Annotated in this window: 26 protein-coding genes and 1 tRNA gene; 12 read left to right on the top strand and 15 right to left on the bottom strand. The window is 69.2% G+C overall.

Annotated elements, in window-relative coordinates; genetic code table 11:
• Positions 1 to 14 precede the first annotated feature (14 nt).
• The 6 genes from NCG93_RS19420 to pstB all read left to right on the top strand — a co-directional run bounded on the left by NCG93_RS19420 (position 15) and on the right by pstB (position 7,390).
• Positions 15 to 2,177 carry an RNA degradosome polyphosphate kinase gene (locus NCG93_RS19420; protein ID WP_194413354.1) on the top strand — a complete coding sequence of 721 codons (2,163 nt, stop codon included), beginning with the start codon at positions 15 to 17 and terminating at the stop codon, positions 2,175 to 2,177.
• Complete coding sequence (locus NCG93_RS19415) at positions 2,174 to 3,112, top strand: NUDIX hydrolase (RefSeq protein WP_194413353.1); 939 nt, start codon at positions 2,174 to 2,176, stop codon at positions 3,110 to 3,112. Before NCG93_RS19420 ends, NCG93_RS19415 begins: the two co-directional genes overlap by 4 nt.
• 240 nt (positions 3,113 to 3,352) lie before the next feature.
• Positions 3,353 to 4,453 (top strand): phosphate ABC transporter substrate-binding protein PstS, encoded by a 1,101-nt coding sequence (gene pstS, locus NCG93_RS19410; protein WP_194413352.1) that lies wholly within the window; start codon positions 3,353 to 3,355, stop codon positions 4,451 to 4,453.
• 86 nt (positions 4,454 to 4,539) lie between these two features.
• A complete protein-coding gene (pstC, locus tag NCG93_RS19405; RefSeq protein ID WP_194413351.1) occupies positions 4,540 to 5,484 on the top strand; it encodes a phosphate ABC transporter permease subunit PstC in 945 nt (314 codons plus the stop codon).
• Complete coding sequence (gene pstA / locus NCG93_RS19400) at positions 5,484 to 6,584, top strand: phosphate ABC transporter permease PstA (RefSeq protein WP_194413350.1); 1,101 nt, start codon at positions 5,484 to 5,486, stop codon at positions 6,582 to 6,584. The genes pstC and pstA overlap by 1 nt, the downstream gene beginning before the upstream one ends.
• A gap of 26 nt (positions 6,585 to 6,610) precedes the next feature.
• Positions 6,611 to 7,390: a phosphate ABC transporter ATP-binding protein PstB gene (pstB, locus tag NCG93_RS19395; RefSeq protein ID WP_194413349.1), complete on the top strand. Its 780-nt coding sequence runs from the start codon at positions 6,611 to 6,613 to the stop codon at positions 7,388 to 7,390.
• A 66-nt stretch (positions 7,391 to 7,456) separates the two neighbouring features.
• Here pstB and NCG93_RS19390 read toward each other — a convergent pair whose 3' ends face one another.
• The 7 genes from NCG93_RS19390 to NCG93_RS19360 all read right to left on the bottom strand — a co-directional run bounded on the left by NCG93_RS19390 (position 7,457) and on the right by NCG93_RS19360 (position 13,795).
• The gene (locus tag NCG93_RS19390; RefSeq protein WP_194413348.1) at positions 7,457 to 8,344 is read right to left on the bottom strand and encodes an aminodeoxychorismate lyase; all 888 of its coding nucleotides are present in this window, start codon (positions 8,342 to 8,344) and stop codon (positions 7,457 to 7,459) included.
• A 590-nt stretch (positions 8,345 to 8,934) separates the two neighbouring features.
• Entirely contained in the window at positions 8,935 to 9,573 is a 639-nt protein-coding gene (locus NCG93_RS19385) for a DNA-directed RNA polymerase subunit beta (RefSeq protein WP_194413347.1), read from the bottom strand.
• Positions 9,574 to 9,652: 79 nt separating this feature from the next.
• Positions 9,653 to 10,060: a VOC family protein gene (locus tag NCG93_RS19380; RefSeq protein ID WP_194413346.1), complete on the bottom strand. Its 408-nt coding sequence runs from the start codon at positions 10,058 to 10,060 to the stop codon at positions 9,653 to 9,655.
• A gap of 94 nt (positions 10,061 to 10,154) precedes the next feature.
• Positions 10,155 to 10,562: a helix-turn-helix transcriptional regulator gene (locus NCG93_RS19375; RefSeq protein ID WP_194413345.1), complete on the bottom strand. Its 408-nt coding sequence runs from the start codon at positions 10,560 to 10,562 to the stop codon at positions 10,155 to 10,157.
• 49 nt (positions 10,563 to 10,611) lie between these two features.
• Complete coding sequence (locus tag NCG93_RS19370; protein ID WP_194413804.1) at positions 10,612 to 11,421, bottom strand: anti-sigma factor; 810 nt, start codon at positions 11,419 to 11,421, stop codon at positions 10,612 to 10,614.
• Positions 11,421 to 12,023 (bottom strand): ECF RNA polymerase sigma factor SigK, encoded by a 603-nt coding sequence (gene sigK, locus NCG93_RS19365; protein WP_194413344.1) that lies wholly within the window; start codon positions 12,021 to 12,023, stop codon positions 11,421 to 11,423. Before sigK ends, NCG93_RS19370 begins: the two co-directional genes overlap by 1 nt.
• A 41-nt stretch (positions 12,024 to 12,064) precedes the next feature.
• A complete protein-coding gene (locus NCG93_RS19360; protein WP_194413343.1) occupies positions 12,065 to 13,795 on the bottom strand; it encodes a cytochrome c biogenesis protein DipZ in 1,731 nt (576 codons plus the stop codon).
• Positions 13,796 to 14,004: 209 nt separating this feature from the next.
• On the opposite strand from NCG93_RS19360, the gene NCG93_RS19355 reads away from it, so the two are divergent.
• Positions 14,005 to 14,667, top strand: a complete 663-nt coding sequence (locus NCG93_RS19355; RefSeq protein ID WP_194413342.1) for a fasciclin domain-containing protein — start codon at positions 14,005 to 14,007, stop codon at positions 14,665 to 14,667.
• A 193-nt stretch (positions 14,668 to 14,860) separates the two neighbouring features.
• Complete coding sequence (locus NCG93_RS19350) at positions 14,861 to 16,291, top strand: protein kinase domain-containing protein (RefSeq protein ID WP_194413341.1); 1,431 nt, start codon at positions 14,861 to 14,863, stop codon at positions 16,289 to 16,291.
• Between the two features lie 7 nt (positions 16,292 to 16,298).
• On the opposite strand, the gene NCG93_RS19345 is transcribed toward NCG93_RS19350, so the two are convergent.
• The 6 genes from NCG93_RS19345 to NCG93_RS19320 all read right to left on the bottom strand — a co-directional run bounded on the left by NCG93_RS19345 (position 16,299) and on the right by NCG93_RS19320 (position 21,625).
• Positions 16,299 to 16,766: a hypothetical protein gene (locus tag NCG93_RS19345; protein ID WP_194413340.1), complete on the bottom strand. Its 468-nt coding sequence runs from the start codon at positions 16,764 to 16,766 to the stop codon at positions 16,299 to 16,301.
• A gap of 479 nt (positions 16,767 to 17,245) precedes the next feature.
• Positions 17,246 to 17,551 (bottom strand): hypothetical protein, encoded by a 306-nt coding sequence (locus tag NCG93_RS19340; RefSeq protein WP_194413339.1) that lies wholly within the window; start codon positions 17,549 to 17,551, stop codon positions 17,246 to 17,248.
• Positions 17,548 to 17,997, bottom strand: coding sequence for a GNAT family N-acetyltransferase (locus NCG93_RS19335; protein WP_194413338.1), 450 nt, complete (start codon positions 17,995 to 17,997; stop codon positions 17,548 to 17,550). Before NCG93_RS19335 ends, NCG93_RS19340 begins: the two co-directional genes overlap by 4 nt.
• Positions 17,998 to 18,025: 28 nt before the next feature.
• Positions 18,026 to 18,697, bottom strand: a complete 672-nt coding sequence (locus NCG93_RS19330; protein ID WP_206687320.1) for a DNA alkylation repair protein — start codon at positions 18,695 to 18,697, stop codon at positions 18,026 to 18,028.
• A complete protein-coding gene (locus NCG93_RS19325) occupies positions 18,690 to 19,280 on the bottom strand; it encodes an isochorismatase family protein (protein ID WP_194413336.1) in 591 nt (196 codons plus the stop codon). The genes NCG93_RS19330 and NCG93_RS19325 overlap by 8 nt, the downstream gene beginning before the upstream one ends.
• Complete coding sequence (locus NCG93_RS19320) at positions 19,277 to 21,625, bottom strand: MMPL family transporter (RefSeq protein WP_194413335.1); 2,349 nt, start codon at positions 21,623 to 21,625, stop codon at positions 19,277 to 19,279. The genes NCG93_RS19325 and NCG93_RS19320 overlap by 4 nt, the downstream gene beginning before the upstream one ends.
• A gap of 106 nt (positions 21,626 to 21,731) precedes the next feature.
• On the opposite strand from NCG93_RS19320, the gene NCG93_RS19315 reads away from it, so the two are divergent.
• Positions 21,732 to 22,700: an EamA family transporter gene (locus NCG93_RS19315; protein ID WP_194413334.1), complete on the top strand. Its 969-nt coding sequence runs from the start codon at positions 21,732 to 21,734 to the stop codon at positions 22,698 to 22,700.
• Positions 22,701 to 22,754: 54 nt separating this feature from the next.
• Here the strand turns inward: NCG93_RS19315 and NCG93_RS19310 are convergent, their stop codons facing one another.
• Positions 22,755 to 23,150 carry a hypothetical protein gene (locus NCG93_RS19310; RefSeq protein ID WP_194413333.1) on the bottom strand — a complete coding sequence of 132 codons (396 nt, stop codon included), beginning with the start codon at positions 23,148 to 23,150 and terminating at the stop codon, positions 22,755 to 22,757.
• Positions 23,151 to 23,207: 57 nt separating this feature from the next.
• Positions 23,208 to 23,280: transfer RNA gene (locus NCG93_RS19305), tRNA-Thr, on the bottom strand.
• Positions 23,281 to 23,524: 244 nt separating this feature from the next.
• On the opposite strand from NCG93_RS19305, the gene NCG93_RS19300 reads away from it, so the two are divergent.
• The 3 genes from NCG93_RS19300 (at position 23,525) to NCG93_RS19290 (ending at position 26,207) form a co-directional block, all read left to right on the top strand.
• Entirely contained in the window at positions 23,525 to 24,430 is a 906-nt protein-coding gene (locus NCG93_RS19300) for a MetQ/NlpA family ABC transporter substrate-binding protein (protein WP_194413332.1), read from the top strand.
• Between the two features lie 87 nt (positions 24,431 to 24,517).
• Positions 24,518 to 25,555 carry a methionine ABC transporter ATP-binding protein gene (locus NCG93_RS19295; protein ID WP_194413331.1) on the top strand — a complete coding sequence of 346 codons (1,038 nt, stop codon included), beginning with the start codon at positions 24,518 to 24,520 and terminating at the stop codon, positions 25,553 to 25,555.
• Positions 25,548 to 26,207, top strand: coding sequence for a methionine ABC transporter permease (locus NCG93_RS19290; protein ID WP_194413330.1), 660 nt, complete (start codon positions 25,548 to 25,550; stop codon positions 26,205 to 26,207). Before NCG93_RS19295 ends, NCG93_RS19290 begins: the two co-directional genes overlap by 8 nt.
• Positions 26,208 to 26,241: the final 34 nt, after the last annotated feature.

Here is a 26,241-nt window from a genome sequence, read left to right as displayed (position 1 = left end):
GCAATGATGAGGGGATGATCGAACCCGAGGTGCTCGACGCCGGCCTGGGCGATGCGGACGACGACGACTTCGACCTCTCGGAGGTCTTCGACTCGCAGCTTCCCGACCACCGCTACCTGGATCGCGAGCTCAGCTGGCTCGCCTTCAACCAGCGCGTGCTCGAACTCGCCGAAGACCCGAACCTGCCCACCCTGGAGCGGGCGAACTTCCTGGCGATCTTCGCCAACAACCTCGATGAGTTCTTCATGGTGCGCGTCGCGGGTCTCAAGCGCCGCATCGTCACAGGACTCGCGCTCCCCACGAACATCGGACGCTCCCCCGCCGACGTGCTCGCCGACATCTCGGGAGAGGTGCGCCGCCTGCAGCTGCGTCACGCCGAGGCGTGGCGGTCGCTCGTCAAGCCGGCGCTCGCCGACGCGGGCATCCAGATCGTCTCGTACGACACCCTCGACGAGGCCGAGCGATCGCGGCTGTACGACTACTTCCAGGCACAGGTCTTCCCCGTCCTGATGCCGCTCGCCGTCGACCCGGCCCACCCGTTCCCGTACATCTCGGGACTCTCGCTCAACCTCGCGATCCGCATCCGCAGCGCCCGCACCGGCCGTCAGGAGTTCGCCCGCCTGAAGGTGCCGCCGATGCTCCCCCGCTTCGTCGAGCTGCCTGCCGCGGCAGGCACGGTGCGCTACCTGCCTCTCGAGGACCTCATCTCGAACCACCTCGACGACCTGTTCCCGGGCATGGAGGTGCTCGACCACCACGCGTTCCGCCTCACGCGCAACGAGGACGTCGCGATCGAGGAGGACGAGACCGAGAACCTCATCCAGGCACTGGAGGCCGAGCTGCTGCGGCGCCGGTTCGGCCCGCCGATCCGGCTCGAGATCACCGATGACATGGACGACGTGACGCTCGACCTGCTCGTCAAAGAGCTCGACGTCACCGAGCAGGAGGTCTACCGCTTGCCCGGCCCGCTCGATCTGCGCGGCCTGTTCGACCTGCGCATCGACCGGCCCGACCTGCGCTTCACGCCGCATCTGCCGACGACCGCGGTCGCCTTCCAGCCGGGCGACAACAACGAGCGGCCCGACATCTTCGCGTCCATCCGCAAGGGCGACGTGCTCGTGCACCACCCGTACGAGTCCTTCGCGACCAGCGTGCAGGCGTTCCTCGAGCAGGCGGCGAAGGATCCCCACGTCCTCGCCATCAAGCAGACCCTGTACCGCACCTCGGGTGACAGCCCGATCGTCGAGGCACTCATCGACGCCGCCGAGGCCGGCAAGCAGGTGCTCGCGCTCGTGGAGATCAAGGCCCGCTTCGACGAGGCGAACAACATCGTCTGGGCGCGCAAGCTCGAGAAGGCCGGAGTGCACGTCGTCTACGGCCTGGTCGGCCTCAAGACGCACTGCAAGCTGGCGCTCGTCATCCGCGAGGAGAACGGTGTACTCCGCAGCTACAGCCACATCGGCACAGGCAACTACAACCCGAAGACCAGCCGCGTGTACGAGGATTTCGGCCTCTTCACGGCCGACGACGTCGTGGGCCGCGATCTCACCCGCCTGTTCAACGAGCTGAGCGGCTATGCGATCGAGAAGAAGTTCAAGCGCCTCCTCGTCGCGCCTCTCCACCTGCGCAAGGGCCTGCTGCGGCTCATCGAGAAGGAGCGTCGCAATGCGCTCGCCGGCAAGCCCGCCGGTGTGCGCATCAAGGTCAACTCGATGGTCGACGAGCAGATCATCGACGCGCTCTACCGGGCCAGCCAGGCCGGCGTGAAGGTCGAGGTGTGGGTGCGGGGCATCTGCGCGCTGAAGCCGGGCGTCGCGGGCATGAGCGAGAACATCATCGTGCGGTCCATCCTCGGGCGCTATCTGGAGCACTCGCGCATCTTCGCCTTCCACAACGACGGCGAGGCCGTGGTCTACATCGGCAGCGCCGACATGATGCACCGCAACCTCGACCGCCGGGTCGAGGCGCTCGTGCGCGTGTCGACGCCGGCCCACATCAAGGAGCTCAACGACCTCTTCACGCTGGCGATGAGCGACACCACCAGCTCGTGGCATCTGCAAGCCGACGGCGAGTGGGTGCGCCACAACATCGGCGAGGACGGCAAGCTGCTCCTGGACCTCCAGGACCGCACCATGGCAAACGTGCAGCGCCGCCGGCGAGCACGAGCGGTGCGATGACCGAGACGGCCGTCTACGCGGCCGGGGGCGTCGTCTGGCGTGTCGTCGACGGCAAGCTGCGCGTGCTCCTGATCCACCGCACGAAGTACCGCGACGTCACCCTTCCCAAAGGGAAGGTCGACCCCGGCGAGATGCTCGCAGAGACCGCGGTCCGCGAGATCCACGAAGAGACCGGCATCCGTGTCGCCCTCGGCGTGCCCGTCGGCGTCTCGCGCTATCGACTGCCCAGCAAGCGCACGAAGATCGTGCACTACTGGGCCGCCGAGGCGACGGAGGCGGCCATCCGCGCGTCCGCCTTCGTGCCCAACAAGGAGATCGCCGCCATCGAATGGGTCTCGCCGAAGAAGGCGCTCCGCCGCCTCAGCTACCCCGTCGACGCCGAGATCCTGGAGTACTTCGTCCGGCTGATCGACGAGGGGGTGCTGCGGACCTTCCCGATCGTCGCCCTGCGGCACGCCAAGGCGGTGCCGCGGGAGGATTGGAAGGGGAAGGAGGCGAGCCGCCCGCTCTCTCCGCGAGGTCACCGGCAGGCCGCTTCGATCGTCGGCCCGCTGCTCGCCTTCGGCGTCCGCAAGATTGTGTCGAGCCCTGCGGTGCGCTGCGTCACGACGGTCGAGCCGCTGGTCGCAGCGCTCGGCCGCAAGATCGAGACCACGCGGCTGATCGGCCAAGAGGCCTGGGAAGTCGGCAAGTCCGATGCCCGCACCGTCGTGGGAGAACGCGTCCGTGCGCGCAAGCCCTCCGTGCTGTGCAGCCACGGTCCGGTGCTTCCCGACATCCTCAACGAACTGGCGCTCGCGACCGGCACGCTGCGCGGGTCGTACCTCGGCAGCGCCTCGGCGCTGGACCCCGCGGCCTTCTCGGTGGTGCACATGTCGGTGGACAACCCCGGCTCGGGGATCGTCGCCATCGAGACGCACATCCCGAAGGATTGAGCGAGGGAGCCGTTAGCGCCGCGGGTGACCAGCGCCCCTCGGGACGCTCGCGATTCCGCGGCCGAACGGCGCCGGACGTCGATGCCGACGCATGGATGTCGGCATCCTGTTCACCTCCCGTTCACCCGCGCAGCCCACTCTCTTAAGAGTCCGAGCCTACGTTTCAGACGAACCCCGCACCGGGTTCGAACCCGAAGGCCTTCCCGGGCCTGTTTCTCTGACACGTGAAGGATTCACACAGTGAAGATCTCTCGCATCGCCCAGGTGGGCGCTGTCGCCGCAATCGCGGCCCTCGCCCTCGCAGGCTGCGCCTCCAACGAGACCGCCTCCGGCGACACCCCGACCTCCAGCGAGGGTCCGGCGCTGACCGGCACGCTCAACGGCTCGGGCGCCACGTCCCAGCAGGTCGCCGTCCAGGCATGGACCGCCGAGTTCCAGACCGCGAACGCGGACGTCACCGTCAACTACGACCCGCAGGGCTCGGGCACCGGCCGGGAGTCGTTCCAGTCGGGCGCTGTCGAGTTCGCCGGGTCGGACCGTGCGTTCAAGACCGAAGAACTCGAGGCCGGACCGTTCGACGCCTGCGCCGAGGGCTCCGACATCGTCGAGATCCCGGCGTACGTGTCGCCGATCGCCATCGCGTTCAACGTCGAGGGCGTCGACGCGCTCAACCTCGACCCGGCCACGATCGCGGGCATCTTCGCCGGCACCATCACGAACTGGAACGACCCGGCGATCGCCGCCACGAACGACGGCGTCACCCTCCCCGACCTGGCGATCACGCCGGTTCACCGCTCCGACAAGTCGGGCACGACGGCGAACTTCACCGACTACCTCGCGCAGACCGCGGGTGACGTCTGGACGTACGACTCGGTCGAGGAATGGCCGATCCAGGGCGGCGAGGCCGCTCAGGGCACCTCCGGCGTCGTCAACGCCGTCAAGGGCGGCAACGGCACCATCGGCTACGCGGACCACTCGCAGACCGCCGACCTCACGACCGTCAGCGTCCAGGTCGGCTCGGAGTGGGTGGAGCCGTCCGCCGAGGGCGCCGCGATCGCCCTCGACGCCTCGCCGCTCGAGGAGGGTCGCGCGTCGACCGACCTCGCGTTCGCGATCGACCGCACCACGGAGGAGTCCGGCGCCTACCCGGTCATGCTCGTGAGCTACCTCATCGGCTGCGTCGACTACGAAGACGCCGACGCCGCGGCTCTCGTGAAGGGCTTCTTCACGACCGCCGTCAGCGAGGCCGGTCAGAAGACCGCCGCCGACAACGCCGGCAGCGCCCCCATCTCGACCGAGCTCGCCGAGAAGGCTCAGGCCGCGATCGACCAGATCAGCTGACATCCTCATCGGCCCCGGGCGCACCTCCTGGTGCGTCCGGGGCCTGATGCGGATCAGGAAGACCATCCCCGACCAGGACGGACGACATGACAGCCGCCCCCGCCGCGACGAAGATCCCGGCCAGACAGCGCCCAGGCGACCGGTGGTTCTCGGGCACGGCTCTCGCCGCCGGTTCGATGATCCTCGTCACCCTCGCGGCCGTCGCGATCTTCCTCATCGTGCAGTCGGTCCCGGCGATCGGCGCGAGCCCCGAGGACGCCTCGCTGCTCACCACGAACTTCTGGGACTACGTCTGGCCGCTGCTGTTCGGCACCGTGTGGGCTGCGCTGCTGGCGCTCGTCATGGCCGTTCCGCTGTCGCTCGGGGTCGCGCTCTTCATCTCCCACTACGCGCCGCGCCGGCTCGCCCAGAGCCTGGGCTACGTCGTCGACCTCCTCGCGGCGGTGCCTTCCGTCGTCTTCGGCCTCTGGGGCATCCTGGTGCTCGCCCCCGCCGTACAGCCGGTCTACGCCTGGCTCAACGCCAACATGGGCTGGTTCCCGCTCTTCGGCGGCGACGTCTCGGCGACCGGCCGCACCATCTTCACCGCCGCCATCGTCCTCGCCGTCATGGTGGTGCCGATCATCACGGCGATCTGCCGTGAGATCTTCCTGCAGACCCCCGTCCTCCACGAAGAGGCGGCTCTCGCACTCGGTGCCACCCGCTGGGAGATGATCCGCATGGCGGTGCTCCCGTTCGGGCGCAGCGGCATCGTGTCGGCGTCCATGCTGGGCCTCGGCCGTGCGCTCGGCGAGACGATGGCCGTCGCCATGGTGCTCTCGGCGACGGGGACCGTCACGTTCAAGCTCTTCACGTCGACGAACCCGTCGACGATCGCCGCGAACATCGCACTGACCTTCCCCGAAGCGTTCGCGACGAACATCAACGTCCTGATCGCGACGGGGCTGATCCTGTTCATCGTGACGTTCGCGGTCAACTTCATCGCGCGGTGGATCGTGAATCGCCGCAAGGAATTCTCGGGGGCCAACTGATGACCATCACCGCCACGCCTCCCCGGCCGCCCGTCGTCGCTCCGACGCGGTCGCAGCTCACCACCGGTCACCTGCCCACCTGGGCGGTCTGGGCGCTCGTCGCCGGCTCGCTCGCGGTGATGCTCGCGGTGTTCGGGATCATCGCCCTGGGTTCCGGCGAGGGCCTCAACGTCGCCGGCTGGCTCGTGACGTCGGGGATCGTCTACCTCGTCCTCATCTTCACGATCTCGGCGATCGTCGAGAGTCGGCGCAAGGCGGTCGACCGCTTCATCACGGGTCTCGTCGCCTCCGCGTTCATCGTCGCCATGGTGCCGCTCGTCTCGGTCGCCTGGACGGTCGTCTCCAACGGCATCGCCCGCTTCGACGCCGACTTCTTCTCGAGCTCGATGCGCAACGTCGTCGGCGAGGGCGGCGGCGCCCTGCACGCGATCGTCGGCACCGTGCTCATCACGGGGATGGCTGCGCTGATCTCGATCCCGATCGGCCTGATGGCCGCCATCTACCTCGTCGAATACGGCGAGGGCAAGCGGATCGGGCGAGGCATCACCTTCCTCGTCGACGTGATGACCGGCATCCCGTCCATCGTGGCCGGCCTGTTCGCCTACGCGCTCTTCTCGCTGTTCCTCGGCCCCGGCGCGCGCATGGGCTTCATGGGCTCGGTCGCCCTCTCGGTGCTCATGATCCCCGTCGTGGTCCGCTCGACGGAGGAGATGCTGCGGCTCGTGCCGAACGAGCTGCGTGAGGCGTCGTATGCGCTGGGCGTTCCGAAGTGGCTGACGATCGTCAAGGTCGTGCTTCCGACCTCCATCGCCGGCATCACCACCGGGATCATGCTCTCGATCTCTCGCGTCATCGGAGAGACCGCACCGCTGCTGATCACGGCCGGCTTCACGAACAGCATGAACTACGACCTCTTCGACGGTCGGATGCAGACCCTCCCGGTGTTCACCTACACGGAGTACATGAACCAGGGCATCCCGCCCGAGGCGTACATCGACCGCGCCTGGGCCGGCGCCCTGACCCTCATCCTCATCGTGATGGTCCTCAACCTCGTCGCACGCGTCGTCGCCCGGGTGTTCTCCCCCAAGACCGGTCGCTGACCCACCAACCCGAAAGAACCACCACCGTGTCCAAGAGCATCGAAGTCAACGACCTCAACGTCTACTACGGCGACTTCCGCGCCGTCGAGGGTGTGACCCTCTCGATCGAGCCGCGAAGCGTCACCGCGTTCATCGGACCTTCCGGCTGCGGCAAGTCCACCTTCCTTCGCACGCTGAACCGCATGCACGAGGTCATCCCGGGCGCCCGCGTCGAGGGCGAAGTGCTCCTCGACGGCGACAACCTGTACGGCTCGGGGGTCGACCCGGTGCTGGTCCGCCGCCAGGTCGGCATGGTCTTCCAGCGCCCCAACCCGTTCCCCACGATGTCAATCAAGGAGAACGTGCTGGCCGGCGTCAAGCTCAACAACAAGCGCATGGCGAAGTCGGATGCCGACGCCCTCGTCGAGAAGTCGCTGCGCGGCGCGAACCTGTGGAACGAGGTCAAGGACCGGCTCGACAAGCCCGGCTCGGGTCTGTCGGGTGGTCAGCAGCAGCGTCTGTGCATCGCCCGCGCCATCGCCGTCGCGCCCGACGTGCTGCTGATGGACGAGCCGTGCTCGGCGCTGGACCCGATCTCGACCTACGCGATCGAAGAGCTGATCGGCGAGCTCAAGAACGACTACACGGTCGTCATCGTGACGCACAACATGCAGCAGGCGTCGCGCGTCAGCGACAAGACCGCCTTCTTCAACATCGCCGGCACCGGCAAGCCGGGCAAGCTCATCGAGTACAACGACACGACGGCGATCTTCACGACGCCGACCGTGCAGGCCACGGAGGACTACGTCTCCGGCCGATTCGGGTGAGCCGCAGACGGCGGACTCGAAGCCCTCGCCGTTCGGCGGGGGCTTCGTCGTGGGTCCCGCTCGATCTCAGTCCCGCGGGCTGAGCAGGTAGCGATTGAAGGATGCCGTGAGCTCCGCGTCGACCGGGACCTCGACGCCGTCGATCGCCGTGATGGGCGCCGCCAGGCGCACGCTCGACACCAGCCACGCGGCATCCGTCTCGGCAAGGGCGCTGAGGGGAAGCGTGGCGTAGCCGGTGTCGTGCCCCTCCTCCTCGAGGTGGGCGAAGAGGCTCAGCTGCGTCGTGCCGTGAAGGATGCCGCCGTTCGGCGCGGGGGTGACGAAGCGGCCGTCGATGCGCAGGATGAGCGAGGCCGTGGGTGCCTCGAGCACGAAACCGTCCGAGGTGACGAAGACCGCGTCGTCGGCGCCGCGGCGCTTCGCCTCGCGGATCGCGGCCATGTTGACCGCGTAGGACAGGGTCTTCGCCCCGAGCAGCAGCCAGGGCGCCTTCGCCGGGGTGTCGATGCCGTAGCCGCGGTCGAGCGTGACGACGCGGATGCCGTGCTCGCGCACGGCGGTGTTGTCGGGGGCAGCCGCCACCGTCACCCACGCCGTGGGCGCAGGGCCGTGCTCGACGCCGCGGCTCAGGATGAGCTTGATGACGCCCTCGCCGTGGCGCGGGGCGTGCTGCGCGGCCACCTGCACCGCGGCCCGCCACTGCGTGAGGTTCGGCGCGGTGAGGTCGCAAATGCGCGCGGAGTGCGCGAGCCGCTCGAGATGAGCCTCTGTCTCCTGCGCATGGCCGTCCACGACGCCGATCGATTCGAAGATGCCGTCGCCGCGCTGCGTGCTCAGTTCGCCGACGCTCAGCGCCGGCGCTGACGGGTCGATGACCCGGAAGGTGTCGGCGAAGTCGGAGCGAGGATCATCGGATGCCGCGGGGTCGATGACGAGCGCGAAGAGCAGTGCCATGCCCAGAGCCTAAGCGCTCGGGAATGCCACGCCGCGCCTCTCGGTTACACTGGAACGGCCGGGCCGCAGTAACCCCGGGCTCCATCTTCTGCCGCTCCGAGCGGCCTCGCGCCGAGAGGCGTTCTGCGGCCCGGCACCTTCGTACCCCGGTGCTTCGTGCGAGCTCTGCCCGGGAGCAGAACGCCTCTCCCGCGAAGCGGTGCGAGCACAGCGGCGTTCTGCCGCCCGGCGATTTCGCCGCCGGCTCTCCGACCTGTCGCCGACCCGGCCTCCGCTCGCCGACAACCTTCTTGGCGACTCGCCGGACCGACCCGGACCAGCATTTTGGCGACTCGCCAAGAATGCACGACTCAGACACGCATTTTGGCGACTCGCCAGAACGCACCACTCACACGCGCAGTTTGGCGACTCGCCAAGAATGCACGACTCAGACACGCATTTTGGCGACTCGCCAGAACGCACCACCCACACGCGCAATTTGGCGACTCGCCAAGAACGCACCACTCACACGCGCATCCTGGCGACTCGCCAAGAACGACCCGACGGCACGCGGCGATCCGCCCTCTCGCAAGGTGGAGCGAGCGGATGCCTCAGCTCAGGGCGTCGCGGCGCCACAGCGCCGCGCAGGCCGAGAGATCGGCGGCGTAGTCCGACAGGCGCAGAGCGCGCGTCGTGAAGGTCGACGCACGGTCGGGCTCCGTCGTCTCGTAGTCGTCGGCAACGTGCGTGGCACCCGACGCCTGGACACGGCAGAAGGCGGCCGCGCGGTCCAGAGCGACGGCGAAGTCGCCCTGGAACAGGCCGCGCAGGATCGTGTCGACCAGGGCGACGAGCTCGTCGGGTCCGGCGGGCGAGGGGGCACCGGCCACCACGTCGTCGGCGGAGGCGAGCTCGGCACGGCCGCGCTCGTACAGGAGCGCGGCCGTGCGCGGGTCGTCGTGGATCATGAGCTGCACGAGGTAGAGCCGCCACAGCGCGCCGGGCAGCGTCTTCGCGGGCGATCGCGACCACAGCTCGGCGAGGTCGTCGATGCCGTGCTCGTCGGTGAACGAGACGAGCCTCTCGACGACGCCGCCGTCGGGGTCGGCTCGCACCCGCGCGAGCAGGGCGTGCGCGGTGGTGTGCGCGACGCGCGAGACCTCGGCCGGGTCCTCGGCTGCGAAGGCCCGGTCGAAGACCTCCGCCGGCCGGCGGACGGGCTTGTGGAACTCCCTGGACGAATCGCTCATCCGGTCCAGGCTACCCGCCGCCGCGAGCACCGGCTCCTGCTGCATCGCGGCGGCCCATGGCAGGCACATGGCGCTCTGCTCAGACCTGGTTGATGCGGATGTGGTTGCCGGCCGGGTCGCGGAACGCGCAGTCGCGCGGTCCCCAGCCCTGCTCCTTGGGCTCCTGGAGCACCTCCGCGCCGAAGGCGCGCAGCTGCTCAAAAGTCCCGTCGAGGTCGCTCGTCGTGAAGACGTACGGTCCGGGCCCGGATCCCTTCACGACCAGGCGCTGGAGCGCCTCGCCATCGTCGGGCGAGCGGCCCGCCGACGGGTCGGAGACGACGAGCGACAGCCCGGGCTGGCCGGGGAAGCCGAAGCTCACCCAACGGTGACCGTCGTACGAGACGTCGTTGACGACCTCGAGGCCCAGACCGTCGCGATAGAAGGGGATGGCGGCGTCGACGTCGTCGACGGTGATGGGGCTGTATGCCAGAGCGATGTTCGTCATGGCTGCCACGTTACGAGGCTCGGCGAGCGCGCGCTTCTCCGATCCTGCTCGGTTCACGAGCAGCGACTCGGTCGCGGCCCGGAGCCGATTCGCGTCAGACGTACCGCGTCGGCCGGGTGAGGATCTTCGCGACGCACAGCGGCATCGCCTCGGCGGCGTCGTGGGAGCGCGAGCGGTACGAGCTCGGGGTCTCCCCTGCGATCTCCGTGAACGTCGAGCTGAACGAGCCGAGCGATGTCGCACCCACCGCGGTGCAGGCATCCGTCACCGAGACACCCTCGCGCAGCAGCGCCATCGCCCGTTCGATCCGCCGGGTCATGAGGTACGCGTACGGGGTCTCGCCGTAAGCCGCCTTGAACTCTCGGGAGAAGTGCGCGGGCGACATGAGCGCCTGGGTCGCCATCGTGGGCACATCGAGCGGCTCGGCGTAGGCGCGGTCGATGAGATCGCGCGCGCGGCGCAGGTGCGCGAGTGTCTGGGTCGTCTGCAGGGCGGAAGCCACGGACTTCACGCTACCGGGATGATCGGGCCCCGCCACCGGCCTTCTGGTCTCACGCGGTGGGGATCTTCACGATCGGATCCGTCGACGGCTCTCCGGTCGGCGACCCGCCCTGCGGCTCGATCGTCACCGCGATGACATCCCCGGGTTCCATGGCGCCGTCGAGCACCGCGGTGGCCTCGCCGTCCGCCGAGTCGAACGTCCCCGCCGACACCGCGGCGCCGTCGCGCACGAACCACAGCTCGAAGCTCTCGTCGGCGGCGATCTGCGGGAGTCCCTGGGACACGAGCACCGCCTTGCCGACCGATTCCGACCAGTGCGCCGTCGCCGTGCCGCCGTCCGTGACCTCGACCGTGGCCGACTGCGAGTCGGGCGCATCCTCGATCTGCTGGAGCGCCACGATCTCGGGGGGCCGGTTCACGTAGTCGTTCAGCATGGCCGCGCCGAGCCCCAGCGCGACGAGCAGAACCAGGGATGCCGCGAGTCCGAGGATGCCGCGGGTCCAGCGGCGCCGCGAGACCGCCTGGATCACCGCGGTCGCGGGCGGCGGCTCGGCCGCGGGTTCATCGCTGCTCTCCGACCACGCCGCGACCGGTTCGGCGGCCGCCGCGGCGGAGGCGTCCATCGCAGGAAGCTGAGGCGTGGTGGCGATCCGCGCCAGCAGCGTCGATCGCAGGGTCAGCGGCGGCGCGGTCGCGGCGACGGTGTCGGCCAGGGCTGCGGCGGTAGCGGCATCCGCGTCCACCTGCCCCTCCCACTCGGGGTGCCGGCGGCGCGCGGCCTCGAACGTCTCGCGGTCTGCGGGCGACAGCGCGTTGAGCGCAGCGCCTGCGGCGAGCTGGGCGAACTCCTCCTCGTCCATCACGCGGTCACCCCCATCTCTGCTCTCAGGCGGGACAGTCCGTCCCGCATCCTCGTCTTGATCGTGCCCAGCGGGGCTCCCACCAGCGCCGCGATCTCGCTCTGACTGTAACCCCCGTAATACGCCAGGGTCAGCGCTTCCTTCTGGGCGTCGGGCAGTGCCGACAGCGCGGTCGTCACCCTCGCCCCCTCGATGCGCAGCTCGACCTGCTCTGCGACCTCGTCATGGGCTGTGCCGAGGTCGCGGAATCCTGCCCGCACGTCGCGATCCGTGCTCGACTGCGAGGCCCGAACACGGTCCACCGCCCGGCGATGCGCAATCGTGAGCACCCATGATCTCGCCTGACCTCTGTTCGGAGCGAACCGCGATGCGGATTGCCACACCTCGAGGAAGACCTCCTGCAGCACCTCCTCGCTCTGCGCCCGATCGACCAGCACCCGCAGGATCAGACCGAAGACGCGAGGCGAGAGCAGGTCGTAGACACGCGCGAAGGCCGCCTGGTCACCGGCGGCCACCCGCAGCACCAGCTCTCCGATGCGGTCGACCGGTTCCGTGCCGTCCTCCGGCACGTCGATCCCGTCGATCACCATGTCCACCAGCATGCCCTACGTCACCTCCCTGCGACCTGACCGCACGCGCGGCATCAGCCGAACGTGAACGAGTAGACCTCGACTCCGGGCGAGACCCGCACATCCAGCACATGGGCCGCCGCATCCTCGGTCTCCGCGGCGGCGTACGAACGGGGCGTGCCCGACACCGCCAGCGTCTCCTCCCGGCCGTCGTCCAGACGGACGCGCACCTCGCCCTCGCCGGCGAGCACCAGGCGGACCTCCTCGGCATGGAACTGCAGACGGATGCCGCCACCTGCGCTCCCCGACGGCGTGGCGTACTGCGTCTCGACCCGCCACGCGCCGTCGAGGGCGAACGAGTCGGCCGCCTGGTCGTCGGGCAGCCGGTACTCGGCCTCCCCCGCGCGATACGCCGGCTCGCCGGCGTAGTTGACGTCCTTCGCCGATCCGAGGAACGTCTCGCGCGTGCGCGTGCCGGCATCCGGGGTGTCGTCGGCGACCTCGGTCGCCGCTGGCAACGCCACACCGGGGTCGGCGTCCTGCAGCAGCTCTCGGATGAGCTTCTCGGTCGCGGCGTAGTTGCCCTCGCCGAAGGCGATGTGCCGCACCGTGCCGTCGGCGTCGATCAGATAGTGCGCCGGCCAATAGCGGTTCCGGTAGTTCGTCCACGTGGCCAGGCTGTTGTCGAGTGCCACCGGGTACGTGATGCCGAAGTTCTGCGCGCCTGCGGCGACGTTCGCGGCATCCTTCTCGAAGGCGTACTCGGGTGAGTGGATGCCGATCACCTGCAGTCCGGCATCCCGATACGCGTCGTCCCACGCGACGACGTGCGGGATGCTGCGCTGGCAGTTGATGCAGGAGTACGCCCAGAAGTCGATCAGCACCACCTCGCCGCGCAGGTCCGTGAGATCGATCGCGGATCCGTCTGGCGTGTTCAGCCACCCGTCGATGCCGCGGATGCTCGGCGCCGCACCGCACGACTCGAGCTCCGCCGCGCCGTTGGTGCACTTGTCCAGATCCCGGTTCTCGTCGGTGACCAGACCGCCCAGGTCGAGCGCGCGACGCGCGTCAGGATTGTCGGTGAGCTGACGCTGCACGCCCGCCGTGTAGTCGGGCACGAGCCGCTGGAGCAGCTGCGGCACGTTGAACACGAGCCCGACGGCGAGCGCGAGCATCGCGACTCCGGCGGCGATCCGCAGGCCGCGCTCGTGCGTGCGGAACGCGCGGATGCGCTCGACGAGCCCCCGGCCCGCCAGCGCGAAGAAGAGCAGCGGGATGCAGACGCCGACCGCGAACGAGAGAGTCAGCACGACCGTACCGATGTCGACCCGGCCGGTCGACCCCGCGACGATGATCGCAGCCAGGACCGGTCCCGCGCACGGGACGAACACCGTGCCGAGCGCCAGCCCGACGCCGTACCCGCTCCCGCCGTTGTGCACCTCGGAGCGACGAGCCAGCCGCTGGAACGGCTTCTCGAGCAGCCGCTCGAATCGCGGCACCAGGAGTCCGACGCCGATCAGCACCAGCACGGCGATGCCCGCCCAGCGCAGCACGTCCTGCGGCAGCCCGAGCAGACCTAGCAGGAGCGACCCCAGCAGCGTCACGAGCGTGAAGCTGGTGACGAGCCCCGCGATCACGAGGTACGGCCGCCACCGCGATGCGGGAGCAGGTCCGTCGGGCGCATCCGACGAGAATCGGGCGGACTGCGCGCCTCCGGTCAGGAAGATGACCGGCAGCACCGGCAGGATGCACGGCGAGATCCCCGTGATGAGCCCGCCGAGCAGACCGATGATGACGAGCTCCATGAGTCCCCCTAGGTGTCACGGGTTGTTCGCTCCGGAGCCCCGTTCGGATTGGTCGGACCATGCGATACGGGCGTGTTGGAGATCCGCATCCGAATCTTCCAATCCATTCCGACGACCCCTCCGAAGACACCGTGTAGCCGCTCCTGCGGCACGCTCCCCGCACCGGGGGCCACCAGACCGCGGTCCACGACCGCATGAAGGAGGAAGACATGTCTCGCATCACCAGGAAGCGCCTGTCGGCCGGGCTCGCTCTCGCCGTCGCCGCGACCTTCGCGCTGTCCGCCTGTTCGATGGGCGGCTCGGCCGCCGAACCGTCGGCCGAACCGTCGACACCCGCGATGGAGTCGAGCGAGGAGCCGATGGCGGCCGACCCCGCCGCGGACCTCGTCGGCCCGGGCTGCGCAGCCTACGCCGAGGCCGTGCCGGATGGCGACGGCTCGATCGAGGGCATGTCCGCCGATCCCGTGGCGGTCGCGGCATCCAACAATCCGATGCTGACCACCCTCACCGCTGCGGTGAGCGGCCAGCTGAACCCCGAGGTGAACCTGGTCGACACGCTGAACGGTGACGAGTTCACGGTGTTCGCGCCGGTCGACGACGCCTTCGCGGCGATCGATCCCGCCACCATCGAGGCGCTCAAGACCGACACCGCCACGCTGTCGTCGATCCTCACCTACCACGTGGTGCCCGGGCGGATCGAGCCTGCGGACATCGCCGGCATGCACACCACCGTGCAGGGAGCCGACCTCGAGGTGACGGGCAGCGGGGACGCCTGGATGGTCAACGATGCGAACGTGATCTGCGGCGGCGTTCAGACGGCCAACGCCACCGTGTATCTCATCGACGCGGTCCTGATGCCTCCGGCACAGTGACCGAGGCCGGCATCTGCCGGCTGGGGGGCGGTGAGGCCGCCGGCGTCTGCGAGGTGACGCCGGCGGCCTTGCCGCGCGCCTTGCACGCGCTCGCGCAAGAGTCAAGGGCGTGGGGCCGATCAGGCGCGCTGTCTAACGTGAGAGACGGCCTGGGGTTGCGCCGGAGGGGTGCGGATCCCGGGTGGGAGGACACGTGACATACCTGCGCGCGTCGGAGGAGTTGTCCACCGGCGAGATCTTGGACGATCGCTACGTCCTACATGAGCGCATAGGCGAGGGCGGGATGGCGCGCGTGTATCGCGCCGAAGACACCCATCTCCAGCGCTCGGTGGCGGTGAAGGTGTTCCGCGAACCCACCGACGGCATCGACTCCGTGCAGCGTGCGCTGTCAGAGACGACCCTGCTCGCTTCTCTGAGCCACCACTCCCTCGTCACCGTGTTCGACGCCCGCGTCGGCGCAGGCGAGACCAGCTACCTCGTCATGGAGCACGTCGACGGCATCACGCTGCGCGACCTCATCGCGCGCGGGCCGGTCGAACCGAAGGTCGTCGCATCCATCGCGATCGACATCGCGGAAGGCTTGCACGTCGCGCACGAGCACGGCGTCGTGCACCGCGACATCAAGCCCTCGAACGTGCTCCTGTGGGCATCCCCGCGGCCGGGCTGGGAGTGGCGGGCGAAGCTCGCGGACTTCGGCATCGCGTACTTGATGGACACGGCCCGCGTGACGACTCCCGGCGTCATCGTCGGCACGATGGCGTACGTCGCTCCCGAGCAGGCGAGAGGCGTGCCACCGGCGCCGGCGGCCGACATCTATGCGTTCGGTCTCCTGCTGATCGAGGCGCTGACCGGCGTACGCCCGTTCGGCGACGCCGAAGGCATCGGCACTGTCGTCGCCCGGCTGTCATCGGCGCCCGAGATCCCGGCGTCGCTGCACCCGTCGTGGCAGGGCCTGCTGCGCGGGATGACGGCGATCCGCCCGGACGACCGGCCCACCGCGCTGGAGGTGGTGACGGCGGCATCCCGCCTGGCGGCGATGGAGAACACCATGGCCCGCGCGGCAGCCGACCCCTCCACGGCGCCGATCGCGGCGCCCGCTACCGGCCCCACCCGGGTCTTTCCCGGACCGGCGCTCGTGCCCGATCCTCAGGGCGCGGTCGAGCGTGGAATGCTCCGCCGCGATGCTCGGGCCGCCGCACTTTCGCCCGGAGCTTCAGCACAGACAGGCACCGCGGCAGTGGTCGTCCCCACGATTCCAGACGATCATCGGCGCCCCTCACGCCGCGCACTGTTGATCGGTGTGGTCGTCGCGGCTCTGCTCGCGGTCGGACTCGCACTCGGTACGGTGCTGCTGGCGAACAGCTGGTCCGCGGAACCGGACCCTGCACCCGCCTCACCCACGGAGGAACTGGCTCCGCCGACGCCCACCGAGGAGGCTCCGGTCGAGCAAGCGCCGGCGAATGTGCCCGCTGAGCAGCCACCGGCCGACCAGGTTCCGGCGGACCAGGCGCCACCGGCAGACACCGGCGGCGGGGGCGACGTCAACGACAACAAGGGCCCGGGGAACAACAACGGCAACGGCAAGGGCAACGGCAACAGCGGGCGTGGCAACGGGAACGGCTGAACCGCGTTCAGCTTGAGGCGAGATCGCGCATCGCTCGCGATCGCCAGTTGTCGCCGCCACGCTCAAGGGACACGATGGCAGGGCAGTTGCGGCACCTGACGTCGCACTTCGCGATCTCTTCCGACAGCTTGGCGATGCTGAACCCCTCCTTGACCATCGCCATCACGTCCTTGCGTTTGTGCGCATCCGGCCTGTGGTCGAAGTCGAGGACGCGCAGGTCGGTGACGCCGCAATCCGTACAAGGATGGTCGCGCAGGTAGGTCACGAGGAACACCTTGGCCTCGGTGCGACGCTTCGCGGTGCGCTCGACGATCACCCGCACGTGACGTTCACGGTTCCGGGCGTAGTAGTCGCGCGACGACTGCCGGTTGCACTCGCGGCATACCTCTTGGAGCCCGTCAGGACGGGACGACTTGCGGTTGAACTCGCTGAGTGGCTTGGTCACCCCGCATGCACCGCAGCGCTTGCTCGACACGCTCTCGTCTCCTCCGCCATCGCCCCGGAGATGTTCAGCACCCAGCGTAGAAGGGAGCTCCGACGCTCCGACCATCGGCGACGCCTTGCTAGGGTGGACACGCCCCTATAGCTCAGTTGGTTAGAGCAACGGACTTCAACACAACAAAATGGAGCGCCGGCGCCGAAATGCGCCGGATGACCGCCGCTATATGCTGGAACACCCTGAGAGCCCGAGGTACTCGCCAGGTGTCTGACCGACACCAGGCAGTGAAAATCCGAGGGATTGGGCAATCAGCAGGTAACCGCAAGGGAACCTCAGAGACTACACGCGGCGCACCTGACCGGTCCGGCCGAAGGTGAAGATATAGTCCAGACTGCAAGCCGGAGACGGTGGCTGGGGAAACTCAGTGCAGCAGGTTAATCCGTGGGTCCAGGGTTCGAGCCCCTGTGGGGGCACCACTGCGTTCCAGTCGACGCACCAGGACGCGCCGCCGCTTCTCAGCGGGCGATCGCTGCGGCGATCAGCCAGACGACGATGCTCAGCACCAGCGCGGTGAGCGGGTACCAGAACGCCCTTCGCCGGCGCGAGAGTGCGACGATGCCCACCACGGCGCCGAGCACCGCGAAGGCGAGCGGCAGATAGCCGCCGAGCACGATGGCGAGCGTGTTGTCGTAGGTGCCCATCGCCCACAGCAGTGAGACGAAGAAGAGCACCACCGACGCGCCGACAGAAAAGCCGATCAGCAGCAGCGTGGCGACAAGATCGCCGATGCGACGGTCGGCGGGGGCAGCATCGCTCGTCATGATCCGAGACCGATCTCGTAGTGGACGAAACCCGTGGCGGTGGCCACGCGGTCGTAGAGCGTCCGCGCGGTGGTGTTGGTCTCGTGCGTCAGCCAGTACACCTTCGCCGCACCGTGCTCCCGTGCCCAGCCGGTGACATGTGCGATGAGAGCACGGCCCGCGCCCGTCCCCCGGGTATCGGGAGCGACGAACAGATCCTCGAGGTAGCAGTACGGCGTCGCCGACCACGTCGCGGCGTGGGTGAGCCAGTGCACGAGGCCGACCGCCGTGCCCGAGTCGTCTGTCGCGAGCGCGCCGTGGAGAGGGAACTGCGGGTCGATGAGTCGGTGCCAGGTGAGCTCGGTCTGCTCGTCGGAGAGCTCGGAATCGTAGAACGTGAGGTACCCCTGCCACAGCGGCAGCCAGACGTCGTGGTCGTCAGGGGCGAGGGGACGGATGGCGGTCACGAGACCCGAGGCTAGCGGGTAGCGGGCCTCATCCGAGCGCAATCAGCGCGGTTCGGCGCGCGTGGGCGCTGAGATCCGCTCCGCGACGGTCGAGAAACGCTTCGAGTCGCCCGCGATCGACCCGACCGATCTCGCGCAGCGCCACACCCACGTTCGTCTGGACCAGGTGCTCGGGATCGGCGGCGAGCAACTCACAGAGCGCGAGCGGGTCGTCGAGATCGCCGGAGCGGATGATCCAGAACGCCGCAGTGATCGCCGTACGACGCTGCAGCCAGTCGTCGGACCGAGCGAGGTCGAACAGCACGTCTCGCGGCCGATCGAGGAGATACCCGCCCAGCACGCGAGGAGCGGCGCGATCGATGAAGTCCCATGTGTCGATACGGTCCATGCGCCGCATCCAGAGGTCGTACAGGGCGGCGCGATCCGGGTTCTTGGCGCGGGCCTGGAAGTCGAGGATGGAGACCGCCACCATGCGCATCTCGTACGCATCGGCGTCGAGGAGGCGGTCGACCTCGGGCAGCGGCATCCGTTCATTCGTCTTGGCGATGTCGAAGACCGTGCCCATGCGCACGCCGATCACCTCGGTGCGCTCATCCGTCATGCGCCGCCGGATCTTGGCCTGTTCGTCAGCGGATGCCGCGGCCTCGAGCGCCGCGCGGACGCCCTCGGCCGTGAGTGCCCCGCCGACGGGCTCAGTCACCGCCGGAGAGACCCGAGTGGCGCAGTTCGGCCCCCGCGTGTGCGAGTTCGGCCAGCGCGGCATCGCTCGACTCCGGCGCGACGCCGGCGACGAGATCCGTGAGGATCCGCACGTGCCGCCCGTGCTCGATGGCATCGAGGGCCGATGCGCGCACGCAGTAGTCCGTCGCGATGCCGGTCACGTCGACATCCACCACACCGTGCTCCTCGAGCAGGTGCGCCACGGTCACGCCGTCGTCGGTCGTGCCTTCGAACAGCGAGTAGGCGGGCTGTCCCTGCCCCTTCTTCACGTGATGCGTCACCGCGGAGGTGTCCAGACCGGGGTCGTACTCGGCACCCTCGGTGTCGCTCACGCAGTGCGCCGGCCACGTGTCGACGAAGTCGGGCTGCGAGCTGAAGTGCCCGCCGTTGTCCCCCTCGCCGTCATGCCAGTCGCGCGACGCGACGATCACGGCGTACTCCTCGGCGTGCGTGACGAGGTACTGCGAGATGCGCTGGGCGACGGCATCCCCGCCTTCGACTCCGAGCGCACCACCCTCGGTGAAGTCGTTCTGGACATCGACGATGAACAGCGCCTTGCTCATGATTCGAGCGTACGCCTGTACTCCTCACGGGTGAGAGGGTGTCCGTCGTCTGCGACGACCTCGGCGTCCGTGGCGGCCGGCAGGGGCAGATGGACGGGCTCAGCGGCCGGTGCGGGTGTCAGCACCGATCCGTTGCCCGAGCCTGTCGCACGACCGCCGTCCGGCTCCCGGCGCGCGAGCTTCGACGGCCACCAGATCGCCCGGCCGATGTCGTACGACAACGCGGGAACGAGAAGCGACCGCACGATGAAGGTGTCGAGCAGCACGCCGAAGGCGACGATGAACGCCAGCTGCGCCAGGAACAGGATCGGGATGACACCCAGCGCCGCGAAGGTCGCTGCAAGCACGAGACCCGCCGAGGTGATGACGCCGCCGGTCGCGACGAGGCCGCGCAGGATGCCCGGTCTGGTGCCGTGCACGAGAGACTCCTCGCGGACGCGCGACATCAAGAAGATGTTGTAGTCGACACCGAGCGCGACGAGGAAGACGAACCCGTACAGCGGCACGGCCGGGTCGGCGCCGGGGAATCCGAACACCTGGTTGAACACCAGCGCGCTGACACCGAGCGCCGTGGCGAACGACAGGATGACGGTCACGATGAGCAGCACCGGCGCCAGGATCGACCGCAGCAGCAGCATCAGGATCAACAGGATCACGAGCAGGATCACCGGGATGATGACGGTGCGGTCGCGGGTCGACGTGTCGTTGGTGTCGATGTCCGTCGCCGTCTCGCCGCCCACGATCGCGGTTCCGGCACCCAGCGCATCGTCGAGGTCGACGCGGAGCTGCCGCACGGTGTCTTCGGCTGCCACCGAGTCCGCGGCATCCGTCAGCGTCCCGATGACGAGGACGTCGCCGTCGGAGACAGTCGCCTCCGGAGCAGGCGTGCCCGGCGGGCCGACCGCGGTGAGCACCGCCTCGCCGTCTTCGACCTCGACGGCCGCTTGCCCGGTCGGCGAGTCCTCAGAGGCGACGGCCACGGATTCGATGCCGTCCGACGCCTCGAGCACCTCGACGGTGCCGGCCAGGTCCTCCTCGGGCACGATGACGTACGCCGGCGAACCCGACCCCGCCGGGAAGTGCTCGGCGAGCACCTCCTGACCGTCCCGGGCCTCTGATGCCCCGAGTACGAGGTCGCTCGTGGGCACACCGTCCGCCTTGAGCTGCGTGATCCCCAGGGCTCCAGCCAGCAGCACGATGGTGCACGCGATCCACACGACGCGCGCGTTGCGCGCCACGAACCGCGCCTGTCGCGGCCAGAGGCCCTTGACCGGCTGCGTCAGATCGTCGGGGATCATGGCCAGCGGCTGCTTCGGGATGAACGGCCAGAAGGCGGCGCGCCCGCACAGGGCCAGGAGCGCCGGCAGGAACGTCAGCGCCGACAGCACCGAGAACGCGATGCCGATGGATGCGATCGGCCCGAGGGCGCGGTTGGTGGCCAGGTCCGACAGCAGCAGGCACAGCAGGCCCGCGATCACCGTGCCGCCGGACGCGAGGATCGGCTCGAACGCTCCCCGCCATGCCGCGAGCGTCGCCTCCCATTTCGACGCGCCGGTCGCGATGGATTCTCGGAAGCGCGCGACGTACAGCAGCGCGTAGTCGGTCGCGGCGCCGATGACGAGGATGAACAGGATGCCCTGCACCTGCCCGTTGAGCACGACGATGCCGGCGTACGCGAGCCACCACACGGTGAGGAGCGCCGCACAGAGGGCGAACATCGACGTCAGGAGCACGAGGACCGGCAGCAGCGGCGAGCGGTAGACGATCACCAGGATCAGGAAGACGGCGATCAGCGCGACGCCGAGGAGCAGTCCGTCGATGCCGAGGAAGCCCTCGACGAGGTCTGCCGTGAAGCCGGCGGGCCCGGTGACCCACGCCTCGAACCCGTCCGGGAGCTCGTCCGTCACGAGGGTCCGGATCGCCTCGACGGTCTCTCCCACCTCGCCGGAGGCATCGATCGGGACGAAGATCTGCACCGCCTCGCCGTCCTCCGACAGGATCGGCGGCGACACGTCCTCCTGGACGCCCTCGATGCCGGCGATGTCGTCGGCGAGCGCCTGGATGTCGGCGACGTCCTCATCCGACAAGTCGCCGTCGCCGGTGACGACGACGACGGCCGGGATGCTGTCCGCGCCGAGGAAGTCCGCCAGGCGCTCGTTGACCTGCGTCGCGTCGGCTCCCTCGGGTAGGAAGCTGGACCGGTCGTTGGTCGAGACCTCATCGACCTTCCCGAAGTACGGTCCGCCGAGGGATCCCACGGCCAGCCAGATCAGCACGAGCAGGGCGGGGATGCCGATGCGGAGCCAACCGGAGGGGCGGCGATTCGCGTGGTGAGGCGAGGACATATCGCTAGCTTATCTAGCGAAGTTGGTTTCGTGAAACGGAATTCGGATGCCGCCCGACGGTGCCGACGCGCCTCCCGTGCGGTCACCGCTCCTATGCTGGGTCGCGATGCTCTCCGCCGCCCTCGCGCTCATCGGCGCCGTCGTCTACGGCTCCGCGGACTTCCTGGGCGGCCTGGCTGCGCGGCGGCTGCGCTCGATCGTCGTGACCGCCGTGGCGGCTCTGTCAGGACTCGTCGCGCTCGCGCTCGTGCAGCCACTCGTCGGCGGAGCGTGGAGGGCCGCCGACGTCGCGTGGGGCGTCCTCGCCGGGATCATCGGCGTGGTCGCCGTCGCCCTGCTCTACGCGTGCCTGGCGATCGGACCGATGAGCATCCTCTCGCCCTTGACGGCTGTCGTCTCGGCGATCGCCCCGATGCTCTGGGGTCTGCTGGTCAAGGGCGATGCGCTCGCGCCGATCGGCTACGCCGGACTGGCGGTGGCCCTGGTCGCCGTCGTGCTGGTCGGCTTCATCCCCGGCGAGAAGATCGTGCGGCCGAACCCGCGCGGACTCGTCATGGCGGTCGGCGCCGGACTGGCGATCGGCGCCTTCCTGATCGTCGTCGACCAGACCTCCGCGGACAGCGGCCTCGTGCCTCTCGTGACCAGCCGCGCGACCAGTGGTGTCGTCACGGTCGTCGTGGTCGGCATCCTCGCCCTCATGGCCGTGCGTCGCGGCGCGCCGGCGCGCTCCGTGCTCGCAGTCGCGGGCCCACCGCTCGGCGCGATGCCCAGCGGGCACGCCGATCTCGAGCACGCCGATCTCGAGCACGCTGGGGAGTCCGGACGCATCACCACGACCCTGCGGCGGGCCTGGACCCTCGCCATCCTGTGCGGGATCGCGGATGCCGCGGCCAACGCGCTCATGCTCCTGGCCTTGCGCAGCGGCGATCTCGCGGTGGTGTCAGCACTGACGGCGCTCTACCCCGCCGGCACGATCCTGCTCGCGGCGATCGTGCTGCGCGAGCGCGTCGCAGCGATCCAGTGGGTGGGGCTGGGGCTCGCTCTCGCTGCCGGCGGCATGCTCGCCGTCGCGTAGGCGACACGCGTGCGGGCGTCGGTCGCGTGACGGCGCCGGGGTCATGCGGTTCGGTCAGCCGCGCGCGAACAGCATGACGAGCGAGGTCACCAGGGCGACCACGCCCAGTGCGAGCATCCCGCCGGCGAGGAGCGCAACGGCCCGCACCGCGGGCGAGCCCTGCGTCAGCCGCATCCGGTTGAGGGAACCGCGACGGACGAAGATGTCGGCCATGTCCGCGTCGCCGACGTGGTGCTCCTGCTCGTGGGTGAGATGGGCCTCCCCCACGCCGCCGTCCTCGTCGAACCAGCGGACCAGACGGCCGTGGGCCGTCGCCTCGACGACCGCCCGTACCGGCACCCACGTGCCGTCGAACAGGTACATGATCAGCGCGACGCCCGCGAGCAGGGCCCCCACGCCGAATCCGATCCACGAGAAGATCTCGGCGAGGGCGTCGATCGCCTGGGACACCGCACCACCGTCCTTCGGATACGGAAAACGGCCGCTGCCGCGGCCGTTCCGGTTCTGAGCCACCTAAGGGAATCGAACCCTTGACCTATTCATTACGAGTGAATCGCTCTGCCGACTGAGCTAAGGTGGCGCGCCTCGCTCGCGCGATGCACAAGCAACGATCTTACAGGGTCGCGGGAGTGCTCGCGAACACGGGACCGCGGCATCCCGTCCCTCCACACGCGCGGTCGGTGTCGACGTGTTACGAATCGATTCGGATGCCTCGGACGATCGCCGTAGGTTCGAAGCCGGTCCGCGACGAAGCGTGCGCGGTCCCGAGGCTCGTGCACGCGGTCACCCGCCCGACACGGACCTCGATCCACAGGAGCACTCACATGTCCACGCGCAAGAAGCTCATCGCAACTGCCACACTGGCCCTCCCGCTCGCCCTCCTCCTCGCCGGCTGCGCCGGCGGCGGGACGGATGCCGACACCGGCGCCTCCGCCGAGAACGAGGTGGTCCGCATCGGCGTCGTCGGCGCCGGCGAGCCGTACTGGGAGACGTACAAGGAGGCTGCCGCCGAAGAGGGCATCGAGGTGGACCTCGTCGATTTCAGCGAGTACTCGCAGCCCAACCCTGCTCTGTCGGCGGGCGAGCTGGACCTCAACCAGTTCCAGCACATCATCTACCTCGCCACCTACAACGTGCAGAGCGGCGACGACCTGCAGCCGATCGGCGCCACGGCGATCTACCCGCTCGGCCTCTACTCGACCCAGTACGACTCGGTCGAAGACATCCCCGAGGGCTCGACGATCGCCATTCCCAACGACGAGTCGAACGGCGCCCGCGCCCTGCTGGTGCTGCAGTCCGCGGGTCTCATCGAGCTCGAGGACGGCGGCTCGCCCTTCTCGACCCCGGCGGAGGTCATCGAGGATGAGTCGAAGGTCCGCGTCGAAGCTGTCGCCGCGGACTTCACCGCGTCGTCGCTGCCCGACTTCGCCGGCGCGATCGTGAACAACGACTTCGTCACCAAGTCCGGTCTCACCGAGGATGAGCTGCTGGCCCAGGACGACCCCAGCGACCCGTCGGCCTTCCCGTACATCAACATCTTCGCCGCGAAGGCGGAGGACGCCGACAACCCGACGTACCTCAAGCTCGTCGAGATCTATCAGAACACCAAGGCCGTGCAGGACGGCGTCCTGGAGGCCTCGGGCGGCACCGCTGTGCTCGTCAAGACGCCCGTCGACGAGCTCCTCACGTCGCTCACCGACGTCGAGGACGACATCCGCGCCAATTCGTAAGACCGCCACACTGCGGCATTCGCCTGTGCGGCCCGCCGACGCCTCGCGCGCCCGGGCCGCACACGTGCGTTCCGCCGAGGAGCATCCATGACCCTGATCCGCCTGACCGGCGTGACCAAGACCTTCGCGGCGTCCGGCAAGGACTCCCCACCCACCGTGGCCGTCGACGACGTCTCGCTCGACGTCGCTGCCGGCGAGGTGTGCGGCATCATCGGCTACTCCGGTGCCGGCAAGAGCACCGTGCTGCGTCTGGTGAACGCGCTCGAGACACCCACATCGGGCACCGTCGAGATCGACGGCCGCGACATCACCCGCCTGCGCGAGCGTGACCTGCGCGAGCTGCGCGGCGACATCGGCATGATCTTCCAGCAGTTCAACCTGTTCGACTCCCGCACCGTGGCGAAGAACGTCGCGTATCCCCTCGAGGTCGCGGGTCGCTCGCGCGCCGAGATCGCGGCGCGTGTCGACGACCTGCTGCGCTTCGTCGGCCTGGCCGACAAGGCCCGCAGCTACCCGGAGCAGCTCTCGGGCGGGCAGAAGCAGCGCGTCGGCATCGCGCGGGCGCTGGCGACGAACCCGCGGATCCTGCTCGCCGACGAGGCCACGAGCGCGCTCGACCCCGACACGACGCAGGAGGTGCTCGCGCTCCTCGCGCGCATCAACGCAGAGCTCGGGGTCACGATCCTCGTCATCACGCACGAGATGGACGTCATCCGCACGCTCGCCGACCGCGTCGTCGTGATGGAGAACGGCCGCATCATCGAGAGCGGTGCGGTGTTCGACGTGCTGTCGGCGCCGCAGCACGCGGCGACGCGCCGGTTCGTTGCGAGCATCATCGAGGACGTCCCCGCCGGCGACCAGCTGCGCACGCTGCGGGAGCGCCATCCCGGACGCATCGTGACGTTCACGGTGCGCGAGGGCGACGTCTCGCAGGCCGAGGTGTTCTCCGCCCTCTCGTCGCACGGCGTGCGGTTCGAGCTCGTCCACGGCGGGATCAACGACATCGCCGGGCGCGTCTTCGGCCATCTCACGCTCGCACTGACCGGACAGGCGGATGCCGTGCAGCGCGCGATCGACGCCGCGTCGGCGTTCGCGCCGCTCATCGAGGAGGACGCCCGTGGATAGGCTCGTCGACCTGCTGCCCGAGCTCTGGGCCGCGACGGCCGAGACCCTGTACGTGGTGTCGCTGAGCCTCGTGTTCGGCGGGATCGCCGGCCTGTTCGTCGGGTTGGCGCTCTACGCGACGCGACCCGGAAGCCTCTTCCCGAACCGCTTCCTGTTCGGGACGATCAACGTGGTCGTGAACTTCTTCCGGCCGATCCCGTTCGTGATCCTGCTCGCCGCCGTCCAGCCGATCGCCCGCAGCATCGGCATCCCGGGCATCGGGCCGGAGTTCGGCATCTTCGCCATCACGATCGCCTCACTGTTCGCGATCAGTCGCATCGTGGAGCAGAACCTGCTCACCGTGCGCCCCGGTGTCATCGAGGCCGCGAGGGCAACTGGCGCGAGCCGCTCGCGCATCCTCCTGCGCCTGCTGCCCCGCGAGGCGCTCGGCCCCCTGATCCTCGGCTACACCTTCATCGTCGTCGCTCTGGTCGACATGACCGCCATCGCGGGCGCGGTGGCAGCCGGCGGCCTGGGAGAGTTCGCGATCGTGTACGGCTTCAAGCAGTTCAACCCGTGGGTCACGTGGGCGGCGGTGCTCGTCATCATCGTGATCGTGCAGGCGGTGCAGTTCATCGGCAATGCGCTCGCCCGCCGAGTGCTGCGGCGCTGACCGCCACGACAGCCTGCCGCCATGAGAGAAGCGG

The sequence above is a fragment of the Microbacterium yannicii genome, from assembly GCF_024055635.1.
GTDB classification, from domain to species: Bacteria; Actinomycetota; Actinomycetes; order Actinomycetales; family Microbacteriaceae; genus Microbacterium; species Microbacterium yannicii.
The sequence above is the reverse complement of the archived record's forward strand: the minus strand, read 5'-3'. Positions and strand labels throughout refer to the sequence as shown.